At 60.6% G+C, this 21,853-nt stretch carries 23 protein-coding genes and 1 pseudogene; 18 read left to right on the top strand and 6 right to left on the bottom strand.

Features of this window, described 5'->3' with window-relative positions; translation table 11 throughout:
* Positions 1–633 (top strand): NAD-dependent dehydratase, encoded by a 633-nt coding sequence (locus ASE26_RS20370; protein WP_055925507.1) that lies wholly within the window; start codon positions 1–3, stop codon positions 631–633.
* 3 nt (positions 634–636) lie between these two features.
* Here ASE26_RS20370 and ASE26_RS20375 read toward each other — a convergent pair whose 3' ends face one another.
* Genes ASE26_RS20375 through ASE26_RS20385 form a run of 3 tightly spaced genes read right to left on the bottom strand, consistent with a single transcriptional unit; the run spans position 637 to position 3,772 of the window.
* Positions 637–1,116 (bottom strand): Dps family protein, encoded by a 480-nt coding sequence (locus ASE26_RS20375; protein ID WP_055925511.1) that lies wholly within the window; start codon positions 1,114–1,116, stop codon positions 637–639.
* 35 nt (positions 1,117–1,151) lie between these two features.
* Positions 1,152–3,161 (bottom strand): spermidine synthase, encoded by a 2,010-nt coding sequence (locus ASE26_RS20380; RefSeq protein ID WP_055925514.1) that lies wholly within the window; start codon positions 3,159–3,161, stop codon positions 1,152–1,154.
* Positions 3,162–3,169: 8 nt separating this feature from the next.
* A complete protein-coding gene (locus ASE26_RS20385; protein WP_055925517.1) occupies positions 3,170–3,772 on the bottom strand; it encodes a LysE/ArgO family amino acid transporter in 603 nt (200 codons plus the stop codon).
* A gap of 103 nt (positions 3,773–3,875) precedes the next feature.
* On the opposite strand from ASE26_RS20385, the gene ASE26_RS20390 reads away from it, so the two are divergent.
* A complete protein-coding gene (locus tag ASE26_RS20390) occupies positions 3,876–4,769 on the top strand; it encodes a LysR family transcriptional regulator ArgP (protein WP_057246844.1) in 894 nt (297 codons plus the stop codon).
* A gap of 52 nt (positions 4,770–4,821) precedes the next feature.
* Here ASE26_RS20390 and ASE26_RS20395 read toward each other — a convergent pair whose 3' ends face one another.
* Positions 4,822–5,889 (bottom strand): type II asparaginase, encoded by a 1,068-nt coding sequence (locus tag ASE26_RS20395; protein WP_055925523.1) that lies wholly within the window; start codon positions 5,887–5,889, stop codon positions 4,822–4,824.
* Positions 5,890–5,972: 83 nt separating this feature from the next.
* Between ASE26_RS20395 and ASE26_RS20400 the strand changes: the two genes are divergently transcribed.
* The 10 genes from ASE26_RS20400 to ASE26_RS20445 all read left to right on the top strand — a co-directional run bounded on the left by ASE26_RS20400 (position 5,973) and on the right by ASE26_RS20445 (position 15,029).
* Positions 5,973–6,485: a DUF3305 domain-containing protein gene (locus ASE26_RS20400; protein ID WP_082507108.1), complete on the top strand. Its 513-nt coding sequence runs from the start codon at positions 5,973–5,975 to the stop codon at positions 6,483–6,485.
* On the top strand, positions 6,475–6,870 hold the full coding sequence (locus tag ASE26_RS20405; RefSeq protein WP_055925526.1) for a DUF3306 domain-containing protein: 396 nt from the start codon (positions 6,475–6,477) through the stop codon (positions 6,868–6,870). Before ASE26_RS20400 ends, ASE26_RS20405 begins: the two co-directional genes overlap by 11 nt.
* Positions 6,845–8,938, top strand: a complete 2,094-nt coding sequence (locus ASE26_RS20410) for a 4Fe-4S binding protein (protein ID WP_082591430.1) — start codon at positions 6,845–6,847, stop codon at positions 8,936–8,938. Before ASE26_RS20405 ends, ASE26_RS20410 begins: the two co-directional genes overlap by 26 nt.
* A complete protein-coding gene (locus ASE26_RS20415; protein WP_055925532.1) occupies positions 8,935–9,495 on the top strand; it encodes a molecular chaperone in 561 nt (186 codons plus the stop codon). Before ASE26_RS20410 ends, ASE26_RS20415 begins: the two co-directional genes overlap by 4 nt.
* Before the next feature lie 68 nt (positions 9,496–9,563).
* Positions 9,564–9,761, top strand: coding sequence for a hypothetical protein (locus ASE26_RS20420; protein ID WP_229207052.1), 198 nt, complete (start codon positions 9,564–9,566; stop codon positions 9,759–9,761).
* A gap of 15 nt (positions 9,762–9,776) precedes the next feature.
* On the top strand, positions 9,777–12,740 hold the full coding sequence (locus ASE26_RS20425) for a formate dehydrogenase subunit alpha (protein WP_055926233.1): 2,964 nt from the start codon (positions 9,777–9,779) through the stop codon (positions 12,738–12,740).
* A 10-nt stretch (positions 12,741–12,750) separates the two neighbouring features.
* Positions 12,751–13,353, top strand: a complete 603-nt coding sequence (gene fdh3B, locus ASE26_RS20430; RefSeq protein WP_055925535.1) for a formate dehydrogenase FDH3 subunit beta — start codon at positions 12,751–12,753, stop codon at positions 13,351–13,353.
* Positions 13,350–13,571 (top strand): hypothetical protein, encoded by a 222-nt coding sequence (locus ASE26_RS20435; RefSeq protein ID WP_055925538.1) that lies wholly within the window; start codon positions 13,350–13,352, stop codon positions 13,569–13,571. The genes fdh3B and ASE26_RS20435 overlap by 4 nt, the downstream gene beginning before the upstream one ends.
* 11 nt (positions 13,572–13,582) lie before the next feature.
* Complete coding sequence (locus ASE26_RS20440) at positions 13,583–14,689, top strand: formate dehydrogenase subunit gamma (protein ID WP_055925542.1); 1,107 nt, start codon at positions 13,583–13,585, stop codon at positions 14,687–14,689.
* Positions 14,690–14,699: 10 nt separating this feature from the next.
* The gene (locus ASE26_RS20445; RefSeq protein ID WP_055925545.1) at positions 14,700–15,029 is read left to right on the top strand and encodes a hypothetical protein; all 330 of its coding nucleotides are present in this window, start codon (positions 14,700–14,702) and stop codon (positions 15,027–15,029) included.
* 43 nt (positions 15,030–15,072) lie between these two features.
* Here the strand turns inward: ASE26_RS20445 and ASE26_RS20450 are convergent, their stop codons facing one another.
* Complete coding sequence (locus tag ASE26_RS20450) at positions 15,073–15,624, bottom strand: FxDxF family PEP-CTERM protein (RefSeq protein ID WP_156397852.1); 552 nt, start codon at positions 15,622–15,624, stop codon at positions 15,073–15,075.
* A gap of 473 nt (positions 15,625–16,097) precedes the next feature.
* Here ASE26_RS20450 and ASE26_RS31225 point away from each other — a divergent pair, with 473 nt between their 5' ends.
* From ASE26_RS31225 to ASE26_RS20470, 5 genes are all read left to right on the top strand, one after another.
* On the top strand, positions 16,098–16,253 hold the full coding sequence (locus ASE26_RS31225) for a hypothetical protein (protein WP_165402243.1): 156 nt from the start codon (positions 16,098–16,100) through the stop codon (positions 16,251–16,253).
* Between the two features lie 162 nt (positions 16,254–16,415).
* Complete coding sequence (locus ASE26_RS20455) at positions 16,416–16,772, top strand: hypothetical protein (protein ID WP_055925551.1); 357 nt, start codon at positions 16,416–16,418, stop codon at positions 16,770–16,772.
* Positions 16,772–17,530: a LiaI-LiaF-like domain-containing protein gene (locus ASE26_RS20460; protein WP_055925554.1), complete on the top strand. Its 759-nt coding sequence runs from the start codon at positions 16,772–16,774 to the stop codon at positions 17,528–17,530. Before ASE26_RS20455 ends, ASE26_RS20460 begins: the two co-directional genes overlap by 1 nt.
* Positions 17,530–18,591 carry a sensor histidine kinase gene (locus tag ASE26_RS20465; RefSeq protein ID WP_055925557.1) on the top strand — a complete coding sequence of 354 codons (1,062 nt, stop codon included), beginning with the start codon at positions 17,530–17,532 and terminating at the stop codon, positions 18,589–18,591. The genes ASE26_RS20460 and ASE26_RS20465 overlap by 1 nt, the downstream gene beginning before the upstream one ends.
* 3 nt (positions 18,592–18,594) lie before the next feature.
* Positions 18,595–19,320, top strand: a complete 726-nt coding sequence (locus ASE26_RS20470; RefSeq protein WP_055925560.1) for a LytTR family DNA-binding domain-containing protein — start codon at positions 18,595–18,597, stop codon at positions 19,318–19,320.
* Positions 19,321–20,398: 1,078 nt separating this feature from the next.
* Here the strand turns inward: ASE26_RS20470 and ASE26_RS20480 are convergent.
* Positions 20,399–20,841, bottom strand: a pseudogene (locus ASE26_RS20480) (transposase); the annotation flags it as partial.
* A 107-nt stretch (positions 20,842–20,948) separates the two neighbouring features.
* On the opposite strand from ASE26_RS20480, the gene ASE26_RS20485 reads away from it, so the two are divergent.
* On the top strand, positions 20,949–21,500 hold the full coding sequence (locus ASE26_RS20485; RefSeq protein ID WP_055925566.1) for a GNAT family N-acetyltransferase: 552 nt from the start codon (positions 20,949–20,951) through the stop codon (positions 21,498–21,500).
* The last annotated feature ends 353 nt before the right edge of the window (positions 21,501–21,853 follow it).

The raw sequence follows: 21,853 nt of genomic DNA on the forward strand, positions 1-21,853 counted from the left end.
ATGAAGAATTTACTGTTGGTGGGATCGAGCGGCCTTGTCGGCCGCGAAGTGTTGAAGCTGGCGCTGGCCTCGCCGGCTGTTGCGCAAGTCGTTGCGCCTTCGCGGCGGCGGCTGGAGCCGCATGCGAAACTGGTGGCGCCGATCGTAGACTTCGATCGTTTGCCGGCGCTGGAGCCTTGGTGGCAGGCCGATGCTGTGATTTGCACCCTGGGCACGACCATCAAGGTCGCCGGCTCGCAGGAGGCCTTCCGCAAAGTGGACTATAGCTATCCAATGGCGGTGGCGCGCCTGGCGCGCCAGCATGGAACGCCGGTTTTCGTGCTGAATTCAGCCATGGGCGCGGATGCGGGTTCCAGCGTTTTCTATAACCGCGTGAAGGGAGAGGTGGAGCACGGTGTGCGCTCGCTGGGGTTTGAAACGCTGGTGATAGCGCGGCCCGGCTTGATTGGCGGTGCGCGCGAAGAATTCCGGCTCGGCGAGAAAATCCTGGTGCCGATCCTGTCTGTGCTTGGCCCGGTACTGCCGCGGGCGTGGCGCATCAACCCGGCCGGGCACATTGCGCGCGCCATGTTCGAGGCGGCAATGCACCCGCAACCGGGTGAGCACATCATTACTTCGGACAGGATGGCCTGAGGCTTATTCTTCCAGCAGGCTGCGCAGCATCCACGCAGTCTTTTCGTGCACGTCCAGGCGCTGGGTCAGCAGGTCTGCGGTAGGCTGGTCGTTGGCTTCGTCCACCACCGGCAGCAGCGAACGGGCGGTGCGCGCAGTGGTTTCCTGGGCGGAGACCAGGTGGCGCACCATGTCCATGGCCTTAGGCACGCCGGCCACTTCCTTGACCGTGCCCAGCTTGCCGAATTCGGCATAGGTGCCCGGCGCGGGGTAGCCCAATGCGCGGATGCGCTCTGCGATCATGTCCAGCGCGGTCCATTGTTCGGTGTACTGCGTCATGAACATCTGGTGCAGGGAATTGAACATGGGACCCTTCACGTTCCAGTGGAAGTTGTGGGTCATCAGGTAGAGCGAGTAGCTGTCGGCCAGCAGGCGGGACAGGCCATCGGCAATGCGTGCGCGGCTGTCGTCGGACAGGCCGATATCAATCTTCACTACGTCCATCGTCAATTCCTTTCGGTCAGTTAAATGCTTGACGATTATTTCATGATTCCCAGGAGGCTGCTGTAATCGTCAGTCCACGGCCGCACGTCCGGCGCGGCAGGCAGTTGCCGGAGGCTGGTAAAACGCGCCAGCTGTTCGCGCTGGCCGACCAGCACCCAGGTGGATGCCTTGAGGCCACGCGCGTCGTCGGAGCCGCTGTCGGAAAGATACGCAGTGCGCTTGAATGCGTCGGCAGCCTGGTTCACGACGGGGACGAGGTTGAGGTAGCGGTTGGATACATGAACGGCCAGCACGCCACCTGGTTTCAGGCTTCGGAAGTAGATGGCAAATGCTTCCTGCGTCAGCAGGTGGACTGGCACGGCATCGCCCGAAAAGGCGTCGACCGCCAGCACGTCGAACTGCTGCGCCGGCTCGGCTTCCATCACCAGGCGGGCGTCGCCCACGGCTACCTGCTTGCTTGCGGGGCAATCGCGCAGGAAGGTGAAGTGTTCGTTGGCAAACTGCACGACCAGCGGATTGATTTCATAGAAGCGGTATACGTCGCCGGGACGGCAATATGCCGCCATCGTGCCAATTCCAAGGCCGATGATGCCGACGTGTTGCGGGCCGCCGTGCCGGCTGGCCGCAATGGCGATGCCGGCGCCGCCGGCATTGCCGAAATAAGTTGTGGGCCAATGCTGCCGCGACGGCTCAAGGAACTGCCGTCCATGGATGATGACGCCGTGGGTCAGCTGGCGGACTCGCTCTTTGCCGCTGCCGGTATCCTTTACCTTGACCGTGCCGTAGAAATTGCGGCCCTTGATCGTGGGTGTGGACGGCGAGATGGCATTGGCGGCCCACATTACGCCGAGCAGTGTGGTGCAAACGACCGCCGCTTTGATGGGGCGGGAATGCGAGGCAAGGTTGGGCTGGCGATACACGCTGGCGGCGCCGACGATGCAAACGGCCGCAATGCAGGACAAGGCCAGTTCATAATCGTCGTTGAAGACGTGCGGGGCAACCAGGCCGGTGAATATGCCGCCGATGGCGCCGCCAAGGGCGATCGTCAGGAAATACGCTGTCAGTTGCGCTGGCGGCGGCTTCAGCCGAGCGAGTTCGCCATGGCAGGCCATGCAATACACGAAGATGGCGAGGCAGAACAGCAAGGTCGGCCACATGATCCCGGAGGGCATCAGGCTTGGGTAGGTGCTGCAGGCGATCAACACTGGCGTCAGGGTGGCCATCAGTGGCAGGAAAAGCCAGCGGCGGTACCAGCGCGTACTTTCAAAGCAGAGGATGTAGGTCAGCAGGTAAATGGCCAGGGGCAGTACCCACAGCAGCGGCACCGGGGCAATGTTGGCGGTGAGGTGGCTGGTGGCTGACATCAGCACTACGGTCGGCACGGCGGCCAGGCCGCACCAGAACAGGCTGTCGCGCGCGATTGGCGTGCCCGCTTCAGCGTCTTCCCCCCGGGGTGCTGCATTGCGGCCGCCACCGTTCAGTGCCAGCGCGCCGCAAAACACCGCGAACAGTCCGAATCCTGCCGACCAGAAGGTCGACATTTCCTTCAGCGTGAAGCGCGGTTCGAACAGCAGGGGGTAGCTCAGCAGGCCGAGCAGCGATGCGAGATTGGACAGGGCAAACAGGCGGTATGGCAGGCTTCCCGGCCGTTCTTGCGCAAACCAGTGCTGGACCAGCGGTCCGGTGGTGGAGAGCAGGAAATAGGGCAGTCCGATGGTCGCAGCTAACAAGCCCAGCAGTAGGAAGGCGGGATCACCGCCGGGGGCAGGCTTCCAGCTATCGGCCGGGATGATCGGCAGCATCAGTGCTGCCACGAGCAGCAGGCTGGCGTGCAGCCAGGCTTGCCGGCGCGGCGCCAGGTAGCGGCCGCCAAGGTGGGAATACAGGTAGCCCAGCAGCAGGGTGAGCTGGAAAAACAGCATGCAAACCGTCCATGCCGCTGCCGAGCCGCCGAACCAGGGCAATACCATCTTGCCGATGATGGGCTGGACCTGGAACAGCAGGAAGGCACTAAGGAAGATCGTTCCGGCATAAAGGATGAGCATGCAAAATACTAACTCGTAACGAGGCCAGCCGCGAGCGTGAGCATGACGGCGCCGGTCAACCCTTCAATACATTTCCAGGCCAGCGGCCGGCCCAATACGCCGGCAAGGCGGGTGGCGCCGAGCCCCAGCGTTGTAAACCACAGCAGCGAGGCTGTCATGGCGCCTGCTGAAAAGCCGAGGCGCTGGCCGTCCGGGTAGCTGCCGCCGACGGAGCCCAGCAGTACGACCGTGTCGAGGTAGACGTGCGGGTTCAGCAGGGAGAGGGCGACTATGCTGGCCAGTGCCTGCCTGGCGTCCGGCGCTGCCGCGGTAGCGTCGATGGCGAGCGATTTTGGCGTCAGCATCGAGCGCCAGCTGCGTAGTCCATACCAGGCCAGGAAGGCGGCGCCGCCCCAGCGCGCAGCGGCCAGCAACAGCGCTGAATCCTGGATCATCGCCCCGGCGCCGGCGACGCCCAGCGCAATCAGAATGACGTCGATCACGATGCAAGCGGCGACCGTCAGCGCCACATGCTGGCGCTTGATGCCCATCCGCAGCACATGTGCATTCTGGGCACCGATGGCCATGATCAGGCTCGCACCGAGCCCCAATCCGTTCACATAACTCTGCATTTTGCTTCTCCTGTTGTGGAGCCGAAATTTTGCCGCCGCAGGCCTTGGAAATGAAGCTGCATTAATATAATTCAGTATTCATTAATTTTGCTAAAGGACGGAAATGGCGATTCCAGATGTGCGGCAGGGCGAGGCTTTGCTGGCGGTGATTGATTCCGGCAGCTTCGAGCAGGCTGCGGCGGCCCTGCACTTGACGCCATCGGCCGTGTCGCAGCGGGTCAGCGGGCTGGAGTCTGCGGTCGGCGCACCTTTGCTGATTCGCAGCCGGCCAGTGCGCCTGACCAGCGCGGGGCAAAGGCTGGTGCAATACCTGCGCCGCAGCAGGTTGATGGAGCAGGAATTCATGGCCGATTTAAAGGCGGACGAGGCGATGCCGCCCCGTATTCCAGTCGCGGTGAATAACGACACGCTTGGCACCTGGTTCCTGCCTGAATTGAGTTCTTTCCTGAATCGAGAAAATATCCAACTGGAGATAATCCTCGACGACCAGGACCACACTTATTCGCTATTCGAAAAGGGGCTGGTGCTGGCAGGTGTTTCCAGCGAGCCCGAACCGATGCGTGGCTGCCGCTCGCAGCATCTGGGTTTCATGCGTTATCGCTTATTGGCCCAGCCGGATTTCGCTAAACACTGGTTCCCAGATGGATTCAACCGCGAAGCCGCGCGCAAAGCGCCGGTGATGTTTTTTGACCGTAAAGATTCGTTACAGGCGATATTTATCGAGCGTGAGCTGGGTTTGCCGTCGGGGGCTTATCCGGTCCATTACGTGCCTTCCAGCGATCCGTTTGTCGAGTCCATCCGGCTTGGAATGGGTTATGGCATGCTGCCGCGCCAGCAATATAAATCCTTGCTGGAATCGGCAGAACTGGTGGATTTAGTGCCGGGTAAATATCTCGATATCCACCTGTATTGGCACTCTTGGCGGATCCAGTCGCCGAAGCTGGAACTGCTCACGGAGCAGGTGCTTGCCGCTGCTGGGCGGGCGCTGGATCGCTAGACTGGAAATTGGTGCAAACGCGCCAATAGTTGGCGCGCTGCACGCAAAGAAATTAATACGCGTAGAACATGCGCTGCAGTTCTTTGGTATTCGAAGTTTTGGTCATGCCCAGCATCAGCAGGATGCGGGCTTTTTGCGGGCTCAGGGTGTCGGCGACCACGAAATCCAGTTCGTCGTCATTGGCTTCGCCATTGCGGGCCAGGATGCCATTGCCAACGCGGCTGGCACGAACGATGACGGTACCGCTTTTGCGCGCTGCCACCAGGTCAGGTTTTACTTTCGCCGCCACACTGCCATCGCCGGTGCCGGCGTGGATAATGCCTTTGGCGCCTGCGGCAATAAAGGCATTCAGCGCGACTGGATTCATATTGGCGTAGCCATAAACAATATCGACTTGCGGCAGGGCGCTCAGGTTCGAAATATCGAACTCGGTGTCGACGGTATGTTTGCGGATGGTGGTGTGATAGAAGAAGGCTTTAGGACCTTGCACGTAACCCAGCATGCCCAATTCCGGGGTTTTAAAGGAGTCCGGCGTCGAGGTATTGGTCTTGGTAACGTCGCGGGCACCGTGGATCTGATCGCCCAGTGCTACCAGCGCGCCTTTGCCAATTGCATCCTGGCTGCCGGCAATTAATACCGCGTTATACAGGTTGATCGGGCCATCAGCCGACAGGGCAGTACCCGGGCGCATGGCGCCAACCAGCACAACCGGCTTGCGCGACTTGACCACCAGGTTCAGGAAGTAGGCGGTCTCTTCCAGGGTATCGGTGCCATGGGTGATCACGACGCCGTCGACGTTCGGCTGCGCCAGCAGGGCGTTGACGCGCTTGCCCAAGGTCAGCCAGTGATCATTGGTCATGCTTTCGGAAGCGATCTGGAACACTTGTTCGCCGCTGACGTTTGCGATCTTGGACAGTTCCGGTACGGCGTTTATCAATTGTTGGACGCCAACTGTGGCTGCGGTGTAGCCGACAGTGGTGGTGGAAGTGGCGCCGGAGCCGGCAATAGTGCCGCCGGTGGCAAGAATGGTGATATTTGGAAGCTTCTCTGCGTGGGCGCTAAAGGCCAGCAGGAATGCAAACAGGGCGAAAATGAAGTTTCTGGCTGTGTTGCGGTGCATAAGTTCTCCTGTGCTTAGTTTTAAGATTGTTGCGCATGTTACTAGATTTGGTGCAGTATGGCTGTACTTCCTAAGCAAGGACAATGCCAGTGGAAACAGACGAACTCAGTCTCGCTGTCGTCATGCAGCGCAAACCATTGAAGAGCATATGGCAGCCATTCCAGTGGCTGCCGGCGGAGGTCGTGTTGTCGCCTTTGCCGGCGGGCGCGCCGCGTTGTTTGCGGGATGATCCTTCCGAGACCTTGTGGCTTTACCCTGGCCTGTCGATGCGCTTGTATTCCGACGAGGCGGAAGGCTACTTCCTGAACCTGGATTCGGGTGCGCCGTGCTGGTTCATCATGTGGCGCCTGGAAGGCGAGGCTGCCGTACCGCAGTTTGTAACGCTTTCATATAACGAGGCGGCGCGGCTGATGGATGGTGGCGAGCAGGTAGATACCTTGCCGTTGCCTGCTTCGATTGTCGAGCGGCTTGGTGCTTTCGTGGCGGAGTATTACCGCCCGGAGCCCAAGGGCAAGCGTCGCCGGCCTTCGTTCGAAGGCGGTGCGGCCGTCCAGCAGATGGCGCGGGCCGAAGGGGAGGGACGCCATGGCCGCTGAGACTTTCTTCTCACGTTGGTCGCGCGTCAAGACAGAGGCTCGCCAAGAACCAGTGGCACAGGAGCCTGCCGCCACCGAGGTTCCTGCCGATGCTGCGGTACCGGCACCAACCCTTGAACAGGTGGCGAGCTTGACGGCCGACTCCGATTTCACCCCTTTCGTTGCACGAGGTGTCGATGAAACGGTGCGCCGCGCAGCGCTGAAGAAGCTGTTTGCAGATCCCCGTTTCAACGTAATGGACGGCCTGGACACCTACATCGACGACTACAACAAATTCGAACCCCTGACGCCCCTGATGGTGGCAGCCCTCAACCACGCCAAGGACCTGATCGCGCGCGAATTCGCGGCGGAAGAAAACGATGAGCCAAAAGACGAGGATCTGTAACTGCAACAACACCATGCCAATGGACGGCGCAGCCATCGGCAGCGCCTTGGGGGAGGGAGCGCTGCCGGTTTCCAGCCAGCTTTGCCGGCGTGAAGTCAACCAGTACCTGCAAACGCTGGAAGGCACGGAGCGCATCGTTGTCGGGTGTACGCAGGAAGAGCCGCTGTTCCGCGAACTGGCGGAGATGAAGTCGACGGTGGCGCCGCTGCGGTTTGTGAATCTGCGGGAGACCAGCGGCTGGAGCGAGGAGGCGCATCACACCACGCCCAAAATGGCGGCCTTGCTGGCCGCTGCCCGCCTGCCTGATCCCGAACCGGTGCCGGAGGTTGAATACCAATCCGAAGGCCGCGTGCTGTTGCTTGGCCCGGCGCGGCGCGTGCTGCCGTGGGCGCGCAAGCTGGAGCGGCAGCTGCAGGTGAGCGTGCTGTTCACCGATGGCGACGATGCGGCGCTTGCCGGCCACTCGTGGCCGACTTTCAGCGGCAGCGCACCTCGCCTGCAAGGCTGGCTTGGCGCGTTCCAGGTGAGCTGGCAGCAATCCAATCCTGTCGACCTTGAATTGTGCACGCGCTGCAATGCCTGCGTAAAAGCATGCCCGGAAGGCGCGATCAGCCTGGCCTACCAGGTTGACCTCGATGCCTGCGGTTCGCATCGCGATTGCGTCGCGGCCTGTGGTGCAGTGGCGGCGATCGATTTCGAACGCGTCGAGAAAGAGCGCAGCGGTGAATTCGACCTGGTATTCGATTTGGGCGACACGCCATTGCTGCGCATGCACCAGCTGCCGCAAGGCTATTTTGCGCCCGCCGGCGATGAGGCTGCGGCCGCCTTGGCGGCGATGCGGATGCTGGAGCTGGTCGGCACGTTCAGCAAGCCGCGCTTCTTCCAGTATAAAGAGAGCATTTGCGCGCATAGCCGAAGCAAGCAGCCGGGCTGCAATGCCTGTATTGATATCTGCTCGGCGGAGGCTATTTCCAGTGCGGGCGACCATATCAAGGTGTCGCCGCAACTGTGCGCAGGCTGCGGCGCTTGTACGACTGTGTGCCCATCCGGCGCGCTGACATATGCGTGGCCGCGCGCCCCTGATTCTGGCGAGCGGACACGCACCATGCTGGCGACCTACGCCCGGGCTGGCGGCCAGCGGCCAGCGCTGCTCTTGCATAACGACGAGGAGGGCAGCGCGCTCGTACGAGAACTCGGGCAGCTTGCGGCTGCGGGCGCGGCGCGCGGTATGCCGGCGCGCGTGCTGCCGCTGCCTGTTCATCATGTGGCATCGGTGGGGATGGATTTGTGGCTTGCCGCGGTTGCGTATGGTGCGGTTGACGTGGCGCTGCTGTCTTCTGGCTGCGAGGCGCCGCAGTACCTGGATGCGCTCGCGCAGCAGATGACGTTCGCGCAGGCGATCATTGATGGCCTGGGCTACAGCGGTACCGGACTCCATTTGCTGCGCGTGCGCGACGCAGCGGAACTGGAGCGTGAACTGCAGCGCTTCGCCGCCACCGCCGAGCGCCTGCCTGCGCTGCCGGCAGCCACCTTCCACGTCGCAGCAGCGAAGCGGGAAACGCTGGACTTCGCGCTCACGCACCTGGCCCGGCACGCGCCAACGCCGCAGGACTGCATAGCCCTCCCACCAGGCGCACCATTCGGGGTGGTTGAAATCGATACGGGCAAATGCACGCTTTGCATGGCCTGCGTCGGCGCCTGCCCCGAGTCCGCGCTGTCCGACAATCCATCGTTGCCGCAACTGCGCTTCACGGAGTCGAACTGCGTGCAATGCGGCCTGTGCGTTCAAACCTGCCCCGAGCAGGCACTGAGCCTGCAGCCGCGCCTCGCGCTGGGTGCGACGGCAAAGCAAGCGCGCGCCATCAATGAGGCCGAGCCCTATCATTGCATCAAGTGTCAAAAACCCTTCGGCACTTTGCAGATGGTGGAAAATATGGTCAGCAAACTCGCCGGCCACGGCGCTTTCTCCGGCAACCTCGACCGCCTGCGCATGTGCCCCGATTGCCGCGTTATCGACATGATGCAGCCCGAAAAAGAAGTCTCCATCTTTGAGGTGAAACGCCAATGACCGAAGACGAAGAATATGCGCGTTCCGAGCTGTACGGCGTACTTTCCATGCTGTTCTACGGCCCGCCATCGCAAGCTGTGCTGGATTTGATCGTAGGCGCCGCCATCGAAGGCGATGGTGTGCTGGCCGACGGCTGGCGCGGCCTGCAATCAGCCAGCAGTAAAACAAATGCCGAGCGCGCACGCGAAGAATACGAGTCGTTATTCATCGGCGTAGGCAAGCCGGACATCATGCTGTACGGCTCCTACTACATGTCCGGTTTCCTGATGGAGAAACCGCTGGCAGCGCTGCGTGAAGACCTGGCGCGTCTGGGCCTGGAGCGCTCCGAACACCTGTCGGAAAGCGAAGACCACTTCGCCGCCCTGTGCGACGCAATGCGCTTGCTGCATGGCAGCATTGCAACACAGAAGGAATTTTTTGCTGCCCATATCCAACCGTGGGCGGGCCAGCTTTTCGACGCTATCGATGCGCATCCCGGGGCAACTTACTATCGTGCAGTCGCCGGCCTGGCGCGCAGCTTCGTCGAAGTGGAAACCCAGGCGTTTGATATGGACTGAGCGTTGCTGCATTGTTAAATTATTTGTGCTAGTGTTAAAAGACTAACTGTTGTTGGCTAAGGGAGACCATGATGTCGACGCAATCCAACTCTGGAAGACGGTCTTTTTTCACTGGCATGGGGGCTTTGGCCGCTGCCGGCATCGCCGCGAAAATAGCCAGCAGCCCGCCCGGTACGACGCCGCCTGCGGATGCGGAACCACCTCCCGGTTCCGGCTATCGCCTCACCGAACATATCCAGAAGTACTACCGCACCACCAAGATCTGAGTGGAGGGCCACATGATGCTCCTTACACGTAAAGGGCCTGCCGGCCCCCGTGCGCCCGGACGTTTTGCATCGAGCCTGGAAGGCAGCCTGGCGCGGGCCCTGCCGACGATGGACCGGCGCGCATTCCTGAAACGCTCCGGCATTGGTGTCGGCGTGGGGCTGGCCGCGACGCAGCTTTCGCTGATGCGCAAGGCACAGGCCAAGGAACCTGCCGCTGTTGATAGCGGTAGCAAGCAGGTCGTGCGGCGCACGGTCTGCAGCCACTGTTCGGTGGGTTGCGCGGTCGATGCGGTGGTGGAGAACGGCATCTGGATCCGCCAGGAGCCGGTATTCGATTCGCCCATCAACCTTGGCGCGCACTGTGCCAAGGGCGCCGCGCTGCGCGAGCATGGCCACGGCGAGTACCGCCTGAAATATCCGATGAAGCTAGTGAACGGCAAATACCAGCGCATCCCCTGGGACCAGGCCTTGCAGGAAATCTCGGCCAAGCTGCTGGACATGAAAAAGAAGGACGGCCCGGATTCGGTGTTCTTCGTCGGTTCGTCGAAACACAATAACGAGCAGTCCGCGCTGCTGCGCAAGTTTGTGTCCTTCTATGGCACCAATAACTGCGACCACCAGGCGCGCATCTGCCACTCGACGACGGTGGCCGGCGTGGCGAATACCTGGGGCTACGGCGCCATGACCAACAGCTACAACGATATGCAGAACGCCAAGGCGGCCATGTATATCGGCTCCAATGCTGCCGAGGCGCACCCGGTGTCGATGCTGCACATGCTGCATTCGAAGGAGAACGGCTGCAAGATGATCGTGGTTGATCCACGCTACACGCGCACGGCGGCCAAGTCGGACCAGTACATCCGCATCCGCTCCGGCTCCGACATTCCTTTCCTGTATGGGATGCTGTGGCATATCTTCAAGAACGGCTGGGAAGACAAGGAATACATTGCGGCCCGCGTCTATGGCATGGACAAGGTGCGGGAGGAAGTCGCCAAGTGGACGCCGGATAAAGTGGAAGAGGCCTGCGGCGTACCGGAAGCCCAGGTACTGCAGGCGGCGGAGACAATGGCGAAGAATCGCCCGTCCACCGTGGTCTGGTGCATGGGCCAGACGCAGCACTCGATCGGCAATGCGATCGTGCGCGCCTCCTGCATCCTGCAGCTGGCGCTGGGGAACGTCGGCAAGAGCGGCGGCGGCACCAATATCTTCCGCGGCCACGATAATGTGCAAGGCGCAACCGACGTCGGCCCCAATCCTGATTCGCTGCCTGCTTACTACGGCCTGGCTGCGGGGGCATGGAAGCACTGGTGCGCGGTGTGGGGCGTGGATTACGAGTGGGTCAAGAGCCAGTTCGCCTCGCAAGCCATGATGGAGAAATCCGGCACGACGGTGTCGCGCTGGGTTGATGCGGTGCTCGAGAAAAATGAGCTGATCGACCAGGACAGCAACGTCAAGGCCGTCTTCTTCTGGGGCCACGCGCCAAATTCGCAAACCCGCGGGCTGGAAATGAAGAAGGCGATGGACAAGCTGGAAATGCTGGTGGTGATCGACCCGTATCCATCCGCCACGGCCGCCATGGCTGCAATGAAGGTAGAAGGGCAGGAGGTCAATCCGAACCGCGCCGTCTACCTGCTGCCGGCCGCGACGCAGTTCGAAACGTCCGGTTCGGTGACGGCCTCCAACCGCTCGGTGCAATGGCGTGAAAAGGTGATCGAGCCGCTGTTTGAATCGCGCACCGACCACATGATCATGTACCAGCTGGCTGAGAAGCTGGGCTTCGGCAAGCAGCTGGTGGCCAAGATCAAGCTGGTGCCTGGCAAGGGCAATATGATGGAGCCGGAGCCGGAGGACATGCTGCGCGAGATCAATCGCGGCAGCTGGACCATCGGCTACACCGGCCAGTCGCCGGAACGGCTGAAGGCGCACATGCGCAATATGCAGATGTTCGACGTGAAGACCTTGCGCTGCAAAGGCGGCAAGGACGCCGAGACGGGCTACGACCTGACCGGCGACTATTTCGGCCTGCCATGGCCCTGCTACGGCACGCCGGAACTCAAGCACCCCGGCTCAGCCAACCTGTACGACAACAGCCAGCACGTGATGGATGGCGGCGGCAACTTCCGCGCCAACTTCGGCGTGGAGCGGGACGGCGTCAACCTGCTGGCAGAAGACGGTTCGTTCTCCAAAGGCGCCGACATTACCACCGGCTATCCGGAATTCGACCACCTGCTGATGAAAAAGCTGGGCTGGTGGGACGAACTGACCGATGCCGAAAAGCTGGCGGCGGAAGGCAAGAACTGGAAGACCGACCTGTCCGGCGGCATCCAGCGCGTGTGCCTGAAAGTGCACGGCGTGCACCCCTTCGGCAATGCCAAAGCGCGTGCCGTGGTGTGGAATTTCCCCGATCCCGTGCCGCTGCACCGCGAGCCGCTGTTCGGCACGCGGCCCGACCTGGTGGCGAAGTATCCAACCCACGAGGACAAGAAGGCCTTCTGGCGCATGCCGACCTTGTACAAGACCGTGCAGCAGAAGGCGGTCGACGACGGCCTGGCGAAGAAATTCCCGATCATCCTGACTTCCGGGCGCCTGGTGGAGTACGAAGGCGGCGGCGAAGAGACGCGCTCCAACCCATGGCTGGCCGAACTGCAGCAGGAGAACTTCGTTGAAATCAATCCGAAGGCCGCCGCGGACCGGGGCATCCGCAACGGCGAATACGTGATCGTATCGACGCCGACCGGAGCACGGATCAAGGTCAGGGCGCTGGTGACGCAGCGCGTGGGCGTGGACACCGCCTTCATTCCCTTCCACTTCTCGGGCTGGTGGCAGGGCAAGGACATGCTGGAATACTACCCGGAAGGTGCGGCGCCGATTGTGCGCGGCGAGGCGGTCAACACGGCCACGACTTACGGCTATGACTCGGTCACCATGATGCAGGAGACCAAGACGACCATCTGCAATATCGAACGCTTCGCCGGCTGAGGAGATTGCCATGGCACGGATGAAATTCATATGCGACACGGAGCGCTGCATCGAGTGCAACGCCTGCGCGACGGCCTGCAAGAACGAGCACGAAGTGCCCTGGGGCGTGAACCGGCGCCGGGTGGTGACCATCAACGACGGCATTATCGGGCAGGAAAAATCGGTGTCGGTGGCCTGCATGCATTGCTCCGATGCGCCTTGCATGGCGGTATGCCCGGTGGACTGCTTCTACCGCACCGAGGAAGGCGTGGTGCTGCATAACAAGGATGCCTGTATCGGCTGCGGCTACTGCTCCTATGCTTGCCCCTTCGGCGCGCCGCAGTTCCCGTCCAACGGGACCTTCGGACTGCGCGGCAAGATGGACAAGTGCACCTTCTGCGCCGGCGGCCCGGAAGAAAATGGCTCGCAGGCGGAGTTCGAGAAATACGGCCGCAACCGTCTGGCCGAAGGCAAGCTGCCGGCCTGCGCGGAGATGTGTTCGACCAAGGCGCTGCTGGGCGGCGATGGCGATGTGGTGGCGGATATCTTCCGCACCCGCGTTGTCACGCGCGGCAAGGGCAGCGAAGTCTGGGGCTGGGGTACTGCTTACGGCAAACCGGAGGCGAAATCATGAAGCTCTACCTGATAGCGCTGCTGGCGCTGGCCGGCTGCGGCGAGGTGTCGCAGTCGAAGCAGGGCAGTGCGGTGAATCGCGGCGATGCGCCTTCATATAAAGGCGCCGGCACGGCGCAGGTGGCCAAAGGCTGGACTCCCGGCGACAAGGCTTCCTGGGACAAGCAGGTGCGCGAACGCGGGCAACTGCAGAACGAGTACGTGAAGACCAACCGGTAGAGAGGTTTGCCATGAAACGATGGTGGGCAATGCTGGCCGTGGCACTCGCCGCCGGCACCACACTCGCAGCGGACGTGCCGGCGCCGGCCGCGGCACCGCGCGTTGAGTCGGTGGACATCCTCAAGCAAAACCAGGCCGAACGGACCCGCGACCAGCCCGGCAACAATGCGCCGGTATGGCGCAAGGTCGTGGCAGGGGAGGCGCATTACAGCAGCTTGCCTTACCCGGAAGCGGGAGTCCTGATCCAGCCCAAGGCGCAATTGCCTGGCCAGCCGGTGGCGACGACGGCCGGCGAAGCCTGGCGGCGGTTCCGCAATGGCCCCATGATCGGCATCGGCGGGTGGTTGATCCTCGGCGTGCTCGCCGCAATCGCCGCGATGTACTTCATCAAAGGCCCGATCAAGGTGCACTCGCCGCCGACGGGCCGCAAAATCCAGCGTTTCACGCCAACCGAGCGTTTCGTGCACTGGACCACGGCCATCACCTTCGTGCTGCTGGCTGTTTCCGGGCTGTGCATGATGTTCGGTAAATTCATCCTGATGCCCATCATCGGCCACGGCCTGTTCGGCTACCTGACCTACGCCCTGAAAACCATCCACAATTTCATCGGGCCGCTGTTCACGGTTTCGATCATCATCACCTTCATCCTGTTCGTGAAGGACAATTTTCCGATCCTGGCCGATTTCAAATGGCTGGCCAAGCTGGGCGGCATGTTCGGAAAAGGGCTCGCCCCGGCCGGCCGCTTCAATGCCGGCGAAAAGCTCTGGTTCTGGGGCGGCGTCACTTTCCTTGGACTGCTTGCCAGCGGTTCCGGCTTCGTGCTCGACAAGCTGGTACCCAACCTCGAATACACCCGCTTCATGATGCAGGGTGCAAACCTGCTGCACATTACCGCCACCGTGCTGTTGATGGGCTTCGCACTTGGCCACATCTACCTCGGCACCATTGGCATGCAAGGCGCCTACAAAGCCATGCGCGAAGGGTATGTGGATGACGCCTGGGCACGTGAACACCATGACATCTGGTACCAGGAGATAGTGGATGGAAAAGTGCCACGGGTGCGCGCCCCCGAACACGATGGCGAGGTGGTGCCGCCGCCCGCGCCCAAGACCGTATGAGGAGCAAGCCGTGAACAAGCCCATATTTGCACTGGTACTGCTGGTCACCTGCTGCGCTGTGCAAGCCAGGTTGCCGGCACCTACCGAAGAGCAGAAGGCCACCGCTGCGGCGGCCAAGGACAAGCAAGGCTGGACCGACAAGGTCGCCGCCTACAAGCTTTGCCTGGCGCAGGATCGCGTTGCAGCCCACTATTTCAAGACGAAAGGCAGCGTCGGCAAACCATCGGCAGCGTTGCCTGCATGTGCCGATCCAGGCCCGTATGTAGCCCAGGTGGTGGCCACCAAGGATGTTGGCGTTGCTGATTCGAAGCCCGTGCCCGAGGCCGGCAAGAAGAAATGAAAAACCCGCCGCAGCGGGTTTCCACGGGGGGAGTGGTTGCGGCTTAGCCCAGCTTGTCGTTGGACTTGCGACGGGAAGCCAGGCCCAGCAGGCCAACGCCTACCAGCAGCATCGCATAGGTAGCAGGTTCCGGAATAGGAGCCGCCAGGCCCAGGTTACCGGCATAGGAACCGCCCAGCCCTGCAATGGCGGTGCTGCCAGTGACCGTGAAGCCGTAATTGCCCGACATCAGGGCATCGATCGGGAAGAATTCGATGCCGGACGACGTGTCAAACGTCGTTGCCAGGGAGGTTTGGCTGCTGTCTGCTTCAACTTTGAAGAACTGGATGCCAGTGATGCCATAGTTCGCCAGGCGGGAACCATCGATCCAGGTTTTACCGACCACCACGTTACCGCTCGCATAAGTGGCGTTGGTATCCACCGAGAAGAGATAGGTGTCGATGTAGTCCCCGGCTGTAGCGTGGAGGGCGCCAAAGATGGCATTGCCCGCAGCATCAAAGGTCAAAGTTGTCTGTGCCATCGCGCCGGAGCTGGAGAACAGCCCCGCCGACAGCATCAGTGTACCGGCTACCTTGCTAAGAAACGCTTTCTTCATGTTAATACCCCTTGAGTAATGTTGTTGTGAAGGTGAAGCGGTGTCAGCCTGCAAGAGATTGCCCGGTTATATCGTCAGTGGCCTGCTGAAAACATAACCTTTCCTGCTTACCAACGACGACCAATATAGCCCACCCCCTCCTGTGATTAGTTCATTAATGAAGTGTGTATGTTTTCAAGCGCACAAAGCTCAACGGCACTCGCGGGGCGCGGGCAAAGCGCTGGCAAACGTCAAGAGAAAAATTTTTGTGTGCTCGAGACCGCAAGACTTTCAAGCCACACTTCGTAGTCCGATTCCGACAGGAACAAGAGCCGAACTGACGGGGGAATTGTGAGCAAACGCACCGTGTCCAACGAGGCCGGGAAATATGATGGAACCGTGATCGAAGCGCCCAGCGCTCATCTACCACAGACCCTGGCCGGCTTCCGCCGCAGCGAGGCAACCGGCCCAAAAACAGAATACGGAGGCCTATCATGACCCAGACCAACCACCCATCCAAGTACGTGGTAAGGGAGTACCTCGAACGTCGTACGCAAGCAGTCAAACCCCCTCCATCGCCAGAGGAGATTCGCCGTCAGTTGGGCTGGGGCTTGATGCTGTTCGAGCCGAAGATGGAAACCGGGCGCTAGACCCCCGTAACCCACACTAACCCGCCGCCCGGCGGGTTTTTTTTCGCCATTCGCTGAAATCTTCGCCATTCACCGAGACGCCACCGCCGTTCACCGAAAAGCCGTTTCGCCGCCATTCGCACCCCGGTATTGTTCATTCATCCAATCAACGGGGAGCAAGAAATGAGCAAAGAAATGCAATCGCGCAGCCAGCTGCTTTGGGGCCTGATCGTGATCGCCATCGGCGTGCTGTTCCTGACCGATATCCAGATTCCGCCAATCGGCCAACTGTGGCGCTACTGGCCTTTCCTGGGCATGGCGTTCGGCGCCATCAAGCTGATTCCGCCAACCACGCCGAAGCATGCAGTCGATGGCCTGTGCCATATCGCCTTCGCCGGCTGGTTCTATGCGTCCCTCGAACATGTCTGGGGCCTGACCTTCCACAATAGCTGGCCCATCCTGGTCATCATCGCCGGCATCTGCCTGCTGCTGCAGCCAGTTGTGATTAAATACACCGCCAATAAAGAGGAGAACCAATAATGCGCAACCGCAGCCATCGCGAACGTAACACCGCATCCCAGATGCTGATCGGCGCCGGCGTCATCGCGGCCGGCTTCCTGTTCCTGATCGATAACCTGGGCTGGATCGACCTCGACATGCGGGTGCACTTCTGGCCCATCATCCTGATGGTGTTCGGCGCCTCGACCCTGGCGCAAGCGCCACGGCGCGGCAGTGGGGCAGCAGTGGCCGGCATTTTCATGATCGGCTTCGGCGCCCTGTCGCTGCTGAAAGGCCTGGGACTGATCCATATCAGCTGGAAGGTCATCTTCCCGATCGGGATTATCGGCCTGGGCTTGATGATGGTGTTCCGTGCCAGCAAGCGCCGCAAGCAACCGGACAGCGAAAGCACGGCAGCCAGCGGCTTTGCCGACGACACGTCCCTGTTCGGCGTATCGGAAGGCGAAACCAGCGAGCGCGTGCTGGAATTGACGGCCATCCTCGGCGGCTTCCAGCGCAAGGTCACCACGCAGGACTTCCGCGGCGGCGACCTGACCAGCATCATGGGCGGCATCGACCTGGACATGCGCACCGCATCGCTGAACGGCACCGCAGTACTGAACGTGTTTGCCCTGATGGGCGGCATTTCGGTCAAAGTACCAACCGACTGGACGGTGGAGCTGGAAGGCACGCCTATCCTGGGTGGCTTCGAAGAGAAGACCATGGAGCCGAAGGACAACAGCAAGCGCCTGGTCATCCGCGGCACCGTCATCATGGGCGGCCTGGAAATCCGCAACTGATGCAGCGCGTATTGACCAGCCGCAGCGGCGCGCTGCTGTACCTGACAGTGTGGCTGCTGTTGGGTATCGGCCTGGGCGGGGCAGTGGCGCAACTGGGCGACGAACCCTGGCTGCGTGCCATGCTGTTTGCAGTGCCGGTGACCCTGTTGTTCTCCGTCGGCGCCGGCTTTTCGGCCTACTATATGTGCAAGGCCAACCCGCTGCGCGAACGCAGCCCGGCGGTGATCCTGGTGTCGATGCTGACTGCGGCGGTATGGGCCGGCTTCCTGTGGGTATTCCTGATGCGGATCTGGAATGTCGGGGCCGAATCGTTCGGCGCCCAGGGCATTGCGATCCGCCCGCAGTTGACAGCTTTGCTGTTCTCGCTCGGTATTTTGATGTACGGCTTGCTGGCGAGCCTGAATTACCTGGTCAGTGAATTTGTCCGGGCGCGCCAGGCGGAGCAGCGCGAACTGGAATCCAAGCTGCTGGCGCGCGACGCGGAACTGCGCATGCTGCGCACCCAGATCGACCCGCACTTCCTGTTCAACAGCCTGAATTCGATCAGCGCGCTGACCTCGATCGACGCCAAACGCGCCCGCGACATGACGCAGCGCCTGTCGGACTTCTTCCGCCAAAGCCTGGGCATTGAAGCGCAGGGCAAGATCACGCTGGAAGAGGAGGTGCGCCTGATCGGCCACTTCCTGGCGATTGAAAAAGTGCGCTTCGGCGCGCGGCTAGGCGTGGAGCAGGATGTGGACGAAGCAGCGCTGCCATGCCTGCTGCCGCCGATGATCCTGCAGCCGCTGGTGGAAAACGCCGTCAAGCACGGCATCGGCGGCATGCCGGAAGGCGGCACGGTGCGCGTTGGAGCCCGCCGCGAAGGCTCGCAGCTGAAGGTCGATGTGGAAAACGATACCGACCCGGACACGCCGCCCCGCAAGGGCAACGGCATTGGCCTGGTCAACGTGCGGGAACGCCTGGCGGCGGCCTACGGCCATTTGGCCAGCGTGCACTGCACGCATGAAAGCAATAAATACCGGGTAGCCCTGACGCTACCCGCCGAGACGAAGGAGTCCTGAATCATGCGCGTCATCATTGTCGATGATGAAGAATTGGCCCGCGGCGTCATGCGGGAGTACCTGCGAGCCCACGCCGACGTGGAGATCGTGGCCGAATGCGGGAACGGTTTCGAGGCCGTGAAGGCGATTGCCGAACTGGAGCCTGATGTGGTGTTCCTCGATATACAGATGCCCAAGCTGGATGGCTTTGAAGTGGTGGAATTGGCCGGCAGCAAACCGCACTATGTGTTCGCCACGGCCTACGACCAATACGCCTTGAAGGCGTTCGAGGTGCATGCAATTGATTACCTGCTCAAGCCGTATCCGCAGGAACGGCTGGACCAGGCTGTGGCCCATGTACGCACGCGCCTGGGCAGCGAACGTCCACCGGTGACGCAGATGGCGACCGAAGCGGCGACACGCAATGGCCCACTGGAGCGCGTATTGATACGCGACGGCTCGCGCGTACATGTGATTGCCGCAGAACGCATCGACTCCATCGAAGCGCAGGACGACTATGTCGAGATCCTGGCCGAGGGCAAGCCTTACCTGAAGAACCAGCGGCTGTCAGAACTTGAAGAGCAGCTTGACCAGACCCGTTTTGTGCGCTTGCACCGTTCCTGGATCGTCAACGTGGAGCGCATCGAGCGCATCGAGCAGTCCACCAAAGACAGCCACTGCGCCGTGCTAAAGGATGGCCGCAAGGTTCCAGTCAGCCGTAGCGGGTATCAGAAGGTGAAAGGGTTGTAGCTGCGCTGATTGGTCGGCAGCTTTCAGTAGATTTCCTTCGGATTGAAGTAATTTCTCATGGTTTAGGAAGGTTAAATTGTGCGGATGCAGACTTCTTTCCCGGATAGCGACTCTTTTTTCGTGATTAGGTCTCATGTTAATATTTTGGAAAACGTCAGAATGACGTCGACTTTACGTTGGGCCTAGCTAAAGAAGAGGCATAGATTGGAGAACCCACGAATCGAGTCATTGCTTGTCGAGATACGAGATCTGCAACGGCAACATCTTGAGGAATACCGCCGTAACGCCGGCGAATCTATTGCTGCACAAAGAGCTGCAATAGAACAGGCATCGAAGGTGCAGCAAAGGCTCGCTCGTTTGATTCGTGTCTTTGTCCCCGTAATTGGCGTCGTTGTTATTTGTTTGCTGTGGTTCCTGTTTCGCCATGCGTGAGTTTTTCGCCCAACCCTGCGGTCAACTGGACGGTCTCCACGCTGCGCGTTCCGACCTCCAGTTACCTTGAACGTTGGCCATCGCTGTGAACATGATGCACGCTTCGTCTTCTTCGCTTGGCTCCAAGGCCCGCTACTCGCCCTCCATGGCTATCGGTGGCGATTGGGCCCTTGGCGGCACCACCACTTTAGGCAAGCGCGAGCCGGTGCGGTATGCTGGCGTTTTTACGGGCGCATTCGCGGATGCGCAATCGGTTGGTCATTCGCTGCGAGTTCACACGCGTGTCCAACTTCCCGCTCAACCGGACGGCTTACGCGCTGCGCGCTCCAGCCGCCGGTTAGCACAACGTTATACCCCGCTTTGAATTTGACTGTGATGCGCGCTTCCTCCACTTCGCTTGTCTTCTGGGCCGCCGCCAAATCTGGCTGCGCGGCTCGCGGTGGCGTTTGGGCGGGTGGCAGCGCCACCGTTTGCGGCAAGGGGAGCCGCTTGCTTTATGCTGCTGTTCGCATGGGCGCTTTCGCGGACGCGATGGGGGCAGGGCATTCGTGGCAAGTTCACGCGCGTCGCATAACCCTCCATTCGAGCGGATGCGCTAAAGCGCCCGCTCAATTCCACGTTGGTCATCGCTGTGAACATGATGCAAGCGTACACGCACCTGCGCCAACTCGCGCAGGCGCTGTCGCAAGGCCAGTTTAGGATCCTTCTTCGAAGTCAGGTACTGTGTACTGCGCACCTGCTTGATCAGACGGCATGCCCGCGCCAGCTTCAGCCCGTAGTGCTCGATGATGTACTCGACCACTTCACGTTTTGGCGCGGGCCGCCCCACTTTTTTGACGCGACATCCTGCAGAATCGCCTTGTCCAGACTCAGCTCAGCCACCAGCTTCTTCAGGCGCGCATTCTCGTCCTGCAGGACTTTCAATTCGCGGACACCCTCCGATTGCAGGCCAGCATATTGCTTCTTCCACCGATAGAAGGTCTGTTCAGAAATGCCGAGTTGCCGGACGATATCACCGACCGGCATGCCCAGCTCCGCTTGCTTCAGAACGGCTACAATCTGTTCCGCAGGAAAATGTTTTCGCTTCATGGTCATCCTCCATCTGCTAAGGGATTATTGACCAAAAACTCGCGCTCAAAAGCGTCTAATTTTTCCACAGCAGATCAACCTTTTGTATGCGTAAAAGCGAGACACAAATGAAAATCACCTTAAGGGCGGTTACCCGGGAGAACTTGGACGAGGTCGCCGATCTTCGGCTACTAGAGCATCAGCAAGCCTATTTAGCGAGCAACTCATACTCGATAGCGGAAGCCAGCTTCAATCCAGCGTTGCGTCCTCGATCGATCTACGCTGACGAGCGACTTGTGGGATTTCTCATGTATCTCGTTCCAGAAGAGTGCGAGGACCCGCCAGGTGAATATGGCATCTGGCGTTTCATGGTGGATGCGAGCGTTCAGGGCAGGGGCTACGGCCGTCAAGCATTCGCGCTCCTTATGGCCGAGATCCGCTCAGACGCGAATGCAAGACGTATTTTTATCTCGTACAAGCCAGAGAATTTGAAGGCACGAGACTTCTACGCTAGTTTTGGGTTTGAGGAGACGGGCATCGAGGCGGAAACGGGAGAGATGGTCGCCGTCGTGGCAGCTGCGCAGTGCAGTCTTGCAAAGCTTGACAGTACATGTCCAGCCCAACGATCCAGCGAGCCGCTGCCGGCGGCCGCTGAACTTCAACCCTGCATGGAAAAATAGATACTGCAATGGCTGGGCCACCGTTCGAAGCACCCTCAAAAGCTCGCCGATGCCAGCAGGGGGCGTCCCAATGGTAGCCCGTTGATTCGACAAAGTCATTTTTGCCCTGAACTTGTATCGGGGTCGAACCGACCAGATGGACATCGTTACGCTCGGAATACGCTGCGGGAGCGGTTGCCTTGCAATTGTTCGTGAAAAGCTCCGGGCTTTTTTTGACGGAGCAGATTGCCAGGTCCATTATGAGGAGGCGAGCTGCGTAGTCCGCGTAAGAGAAATGATTGACCCTAAGGCTTACCCGGCGGTGATCGAAGACTGTGGCTACAGACACGAGCAGCAGGTCCATTACAATTATG

Source organism: Duganella sp. Root198D2 (genome assembly GCF_001428585.1).
GTDB lineage: Bacteria > Pseudomonadota > Gammaproteobacteria > Burkholderiales > Burkholderiaceae_D > Rugamonas.

Coding starts and splice junctions, on each gene's coding strand:
- ASE26_RS20370 (WP_055925507.1), top strand. CDS start 1: ATGAAGAATTTACTGTTGGTGGGATCGAGCGGCCTTGTCGGCCGCGAA.
- ASE26_RS20375 (WP_055925511.1), bottom strand. CDS start 1,116: ATGGACGTAGTGAAGATTGATATCGGCCTGTCCGACGACAGCCGCGCA.
- ASE26_RS20380 (WP_055925514.1), bottom strand. CDS start 3,161: ATGCTCATCCTTTATGCCGGAACGATCTTCCTTAGTGCCTTCCTGCTG.
- ASE26_RS20385 (WP_055925517.1), bottom strand. CDS start 3,772: ATGCAGAGTTATGTGAACGGATTGGGGCTCGGTGCGAGCCTGATCATG.
- ASE26_RS20390 (WP_057246844.1), top strand. CDS start 3,876: ATGGCGATTCCAGATGTGCGGCAGGGCGAGGCTTTGCTGGCGGTGATT.
- ASE26_RS20395 (WP_055925523.1), bottom strand. CDS start 5,889: ATGCACCGCAACACAGCCAGAAACTTCATTTTCGCCCTGTTTGCATTC.
- ASE26_RS20400 (WP_082507108.1), top strand. CDS start 5,973: ATGCCAGTGGAAACAGACGAACTCAGTCTCGCTGTCGTCATGCAGCGC.
- ASE26_RS20405 (WP_055925526.1), top strand. CDS start 6,475: ATGGCCGCTGAGACTTTCTTCTCACGTTGGTCGCGCGTCAAGACAGAG.
- ASE26_RS20410 (WP_082591430.1), top strand. CDS start 6,845: ATGAGCCAAAAGACGAGGATCTGTAACTGCAACAACACCATGCCAATG.
- ASE26_RS20415 (WP_055925532.1), top strand. CDS start 8,935: ATGACCGAAGACGAAGAATATGCGCGTTCCGAGCTGTACGGCGTACTT.
- ASE26_RS20420 (WP_229207052.1), top strand. CDS start 9,564: ATGATGTCGACGCAATCCAACTCTGGAAGACGGTCTTTTTTCACTGGC.
- ASE26_RS20425 (WP_055926233.1), top strand. CDS start 9,777: ATGCTCCTTACACGTAAAGGGCCTGCCGGCCCCCGTGCGCCCGGACGT.
- fdh3B (WP_055925535.1), top strand. CDS start 12,751: ATGGCACGGATGAAATTCATATGCGACACGGAGCGCTGCATCGAGTGC.
- ASE26_RS20435 (WP_055925538.1), top strand. CDS start 13,350: ATGAAGCTCTACCTGATAGCGCTGCTGGCGCTGGCCGGCTGCGGCGAG.
- ASE26_RS20440 (WP_055925542.1), top strand. CDS start 13,583: ATGAAACGATGGTGGGCAATGCTGGCCGTGGCACTCGCCGCCGGCACC.
- ASE26_RS20450 (WP_156397852.1), bottom strand. CDS start 15,624: ATGAAGAAAGCGTTTCTTAGCAAGGTAGCCGGTACACTGATGCTGTCG.
- ASE26_RS31225 (WP_165402243.1), top strand. CDS start 16,098: ATGACCCAGACCAACCACCCATCCAAGTACGTGGTAAGGGAGTACCTC.
- ASE26_RS20455 (WP_055925551.1), top strand. CDS start 16,416: ATGAGCAAAGAAATGCAATCGCGCAGCCAGCTGCTTTGGGGCCTGATC.
- ASE26_RS20460 (WP_055925554.1), top strand. CDS start 16,772: ATGCGCAACCGCAGCCATCGCGAACGTAACACCGCATCCCAGATGCTG.
- ASE26_RS20465 (WP_055925557.1), top strand. CDS start 17,530: ATGCAGCGCGTATTGACCAGCCGCAGCGGCGCGCTGCTGTACCTGACA.
- ASE26_RS20470 (WP_055925560.1), top strand. CDS start 18,595: ATGCGCGTCATCATTGTCGATGATGAAGAATTGGCCCGCGGCGTCATG.
- ASE26_RS20485 (WP_055925566.1), top strand. CDS start 20,949: ATGAAAATCACCTTAAGGGCGGTTACCCGGGAGAACTTGGACGAGGTC.